3 protein-coding genes are annotated in these 1,969 nt (G+C 64.7%); all 3 read right to left on the reverse strand.

From position 1 onward, the window contains the following. Positions 1-767 (reverse strand): DEAD/DEAH box helicase (locus JCM19049_RS12810; RefSeq protein WP_279403167.1); only part of this gene is annotated, 767 nt, incomplete at its 3' end. A 38-nt stretch (positions 768-805) separates the two neighbouring features. Then, positions 806-1,564 (reverse strand): twin-arginine translocase subunit TatC, encoded by a 759-nt coding sequence (gene tatC, locus JCM19049_RS12815; protein WP_054821779.1) that lies wholly within the window; start codon positions 1,562-1,564, stop codon positions 806-808. 74 nt (positions 1,565-1,638) lie between these two features. Beyond that, positions 1,639-1,857: a Sec-independent protein translocase subunit TatA gene (tatA, locus tag JCM19049_RS12820; protein WP_054821780.1), complete on the reverse strand. Its 219-nt coding sequence runs from the start codon at positions 1,855-1,857 to the stop codon at positions 1,639-1,641. Positions 1,858-1,969: the final 112 nt, after the last annotated feature.

Here is a 1,969-nt window from a genome sequence, read left to right on the forward strand (position 1 = left end):
CCGGGGCGGAAGGGCCGGGTGAGCTTGCGCAGGTCCGGGTTCACCGCCGCGCGGGACTGCTGTCCGGCGGTCTGGTCGAAGGAGACGTCCTCGGCGAACAGGTCCATCAGCTTGGTGCCGACCATGACGTGCTGGAACAGCGGGATCGGACGGTGTTCGGAGACGATGATGTCGGTGTCCCCGCGCACGGTGTCCAGCCAGCCGCCGAATTCCTCGGCGTTGGAGACGGTGGCGGAGAGGGAAATGATCTGCACGTTCTGCGGCAGGTGCAGGATCACTTCCTCCCACACGGCCCCGCGGAACTTGTCGGCCAGGTAGTGCACCTCGTCCATCACCACGTAGCCCAGCCCGTCCAGGGTGCGTGAGTCGGCGTAGAGCATGTTGCGCAGCACCTCGGTGGTCATCACCACCACCTGGGCTTCGGAGTTGATGGAGGTGTCCCCCGTCAGCAGGCCCACATTGCGCGCCCCGTGCACCTTGACCAGGTCCGAGTACTTCTGGTTGCTCAGCGCCTTGATGGGGGTGGTGTAGAAGGCCTTGAGGCCCTGGGCCAGGGCCTGGAAGATCGCGAACTCACCGACCACCGTCTTGCCGGCCCCGGTGGGGGCGGCCACCAGCACCCCCTTGCCCTGGGCGACCGACTGGCAGCCCTGCTCCTGGAACGGGTCCAGGTCGAATCCGAGGCTGGCACGGAAGTCGGGCATCAGGGTGCCGCGCTCAACTGCCCGGGCCTTGGCCTGCTGGTAGCGTTCGGCTGGGGTGCTCACTTTGACTCGGTGTCTCCTAGGTTGGGGGTTGGCCGACTCTACTCCAGACGTTCCCCGCGAGCCAGCCGTTCATTCTCGGCTTCCTGCTCGGCAAGTTTCTTGGAGCGTTTGCGGTCGTTGAGGTAACAGATCAGGGTGGCTGCCGCGAAGGTGAGGAACAGCGGGCCGGCCAGGGCGAACATGGTGATCGCATCGCCGCCGGGGGCGGCCATCGCTGCGACCAGGGCGATCAGGAAGACGGTGATGCGCCAGTTCTTCAGGATCAGCCGGGCCGGCAGCACGCCGACCATGTTCAACCCCACCATCAGCACCGGCACCAGCATGGCCAGCCCGAAGGCCAGCAGCAGCCGGAAGATGAACGGCAGATAGTTGTCGATCGTCAGCAGCATCTCCGAGTTTTCCGGGGCCAGGCCGACGAAGAACTGCAGCGCGAAGGGCAGCACGTAATAGGCCATCGCGACCCCGCCCAAAAACAGCGGCACCGCGGCGGCGGCGAAGGAGTACCCGAGGCGGCGTTCGTTCTTCTTCAGTCCCGGGACGATGAACGCCCACAGCTGGTAGAGCCACACCGGTGAGGAGAGGACCAGGCCGATGAACAGCGAGACCTTGAGCATGATGTCGAAGGGCGACATCACCGCCGCGTAGTTCACCGAGCCGCCGGCGGCCAGGACCGGGGTGAACAGCAGGTCCAGGACCTCGTCGTAGAAGAAGAACCCGGCGACGGTGGCCAGGGCCAGCGCGATCAGCGCCTTGAACAGGCGGTTGCGTGCTTCGGCCAGGTGCTCCCGCAGCGCCATCCGGCCTTCGGGGTCCTTGGGCCGCCGTTTCTTCCGCCCGCTGGTATCTGGTTGTTTAGCCACAGAGATGAGTGTTAGGAGTTCTTCTTCTCGTCGTTCTTGGGGTCGACGAATTCGCCGTCGATGGTTTCGTTCTTGGCGTCGTCATCGTCCTTCATCTTGCGCACCTCGGACTTGAAGATCCGCAGCGACTGACCCATCGAACGGGCCATGCCCGGAAGCTTCGGGGCGCCAAAGAGCAGCAGTGCCAAGACGATGATGATGACCAGGTGCCATCCCTGTAATCCACCCATGGGATTTCCCTTCTTTTGTTGCCTTTAAGTCTACGTCAGAACAGGTGTACGTCGTACACGTTCTGGCGCTGGTTCCGGGCGGCACGGCGGGCCACCCGGGCGGCGCGGCGGG

It is taken from the genome of Arthrobacter sp. JCM 19049 (assembly GCF_001310435.1).

Bases quoted from the DNA above. Each gene is read 5' to 3' on its own strand.
- tatC (WP_054821779.1), bottom strand. From the start codon at position 1,564: ATGGCGCTGCGGGAGCACCTGGCCGAAGCACGCAACCGCCTGTTCAAG.
- tatA (WP_054821780.1), bottom strand. From the start codon at position 1,857: ATGGGTGGATTACAGGGATGGCACCTGGTCATCATCATCGTCTTGGCA.